This window comes from Ideonella sp. P3_A4, assembly GCF_056403075.1.
Genome location: NZ_JBFUGE010001014.1, coordinates 1 through 1477, shown reverse-complemented (window position 1 = coordinate 1477; position 1477 = coordinate 1). Strand labels below are relative to the sequence as shown.

Sequence of the window (1477 nt, the reverse complement as noted above, 5' to 3'; positions counted from 1 at the left end):
GCATGACACGGCCTCGGTGAATGGTTTTGGCCGACGGGCTCGAAGGCCGCGGGCGGCGTCGAGAGATCCTAACGCCCAAGCAGCTTGAAGCCGGCGGGCAGGGCGATCGCGCCGGGTTGGCCCGAGGCAAGAAGAAAACCCCGCTCCAATGTGCGATATGCGGCATACGCATGGGCCAGCAGCCGCCGATCCGGGCCAACAGGCCATGAAAATGCCGCAGACGCGGGATGGCTTGATCTTGCGCACACTGCAACGCTGGGCGCCACTGACATGCAAATGGATTCCATAGATCGCGTTGCCGAAAAATTTGAGCTGGCGCAGCGGCATTTCGAACAGGGCCGCCTGATCGCCACCGTCGAGCTCCTTGAGCCGATTTCACGCGGCGCGCTGCCATGCACGCTGGTGGCGTCCATTGACCACTTGCACTGCCTGGCGGCCTTTCGCCTGGGCCAGCTGGGCGAATGCCTCACACGGGCACGCTCGTTCCTGCAGCATGTGGACCCGGGCGTCGAGTCCACGCTGGACCAGCGCTTCGCGGTCCTCGCCGTCGCGGTGGTGGCCGCGGGTGAATCGACCCGCTACGAAGAGTGCCTTGAGCACTTGACCGAACTGCTGGGCCTGGCCTCGCGGCTGGGCAGCCTGTCTCACTACGTGCGTGCGCGCGGCACGGCGGCGTCTGCCTTCTTGCTGCTGGGCGACCCGTGGGCTGCGCAGCGGATCTTGTCCGTCCTGACCAGTGAGTTTGACCGGCCCCACTCAGAGCAGCGCCTCGAAACGACGATGCGCTGCAACCACGCCTCGCTGTGCCTGGAGCTGGCGCGCATGGCGCGCGAGGCGGGCGACGACGAGGCCGAGCAGTCGGCCATGCAGGACGCCGAGGTCAGCGTGACCCGCGCCATGCGCCAGGCGGTCGGCCTGAAGGACTTGCGCATCGTGACCTATGTGCAGCTCCACCGGGCCGAGCTGAGCCTGCGGCGCGGTGATTACAAGAAGGCCAGGGTGCAGCTCGACGGCGCGGCGAAGGACGCCGAGGCCGCGGGCCTGAATGCGCACTGGCGGCACCTGCAACTGCTGCGGGCCGAGTTGCTGCTGGCGCAAGGCGACAGCCAACAAGCGCTGGACATGCTGGAAGCGCTGCGACAGGCGGAAGACACGAACAACGAGTTCAGCACCCGCATTCGCCAACGCGAGCTGGAGTACCTGGCGCTGGTCGGGCTGGGGCGGGCCGCCGACGCGTTGCAAGCCAGGCTGGCCTACGACAAGCTGCTCGCCTACCGGTCTTTCCGCCAGGCGCGCGCGCAGTCGACCCTGATGCGGACCCGCCTGGAGCTCGAGCACTTGTTCAAGCGCAGCTCCGAGCGCAAGGCATTCGGCGACGAGCCGACCGGCGGCGGCGCGGCGAACACATCGCCGAAGACGGCGGCCACCGGTTCGCCGAAGGTTCCTGGCCGCGCACCGCGTCGATCGGCAAGGTTCG

Annotated in this window: 1 protein-coding gene; it reads left to right on the top strand. The window is 67.8% G+C overall.

Annotated elements, in window-relative coordinates; translation table 11 throughout:
- Positions 1-276: 276 nt before the first annotated feature.
- Positions 277-1477 (top strand): hypothetical protein (locus AC1DYI_RS35380; protein WP_477208769.1); only part of this gene is annotated, 1201 nt, incomplete at its 3' end.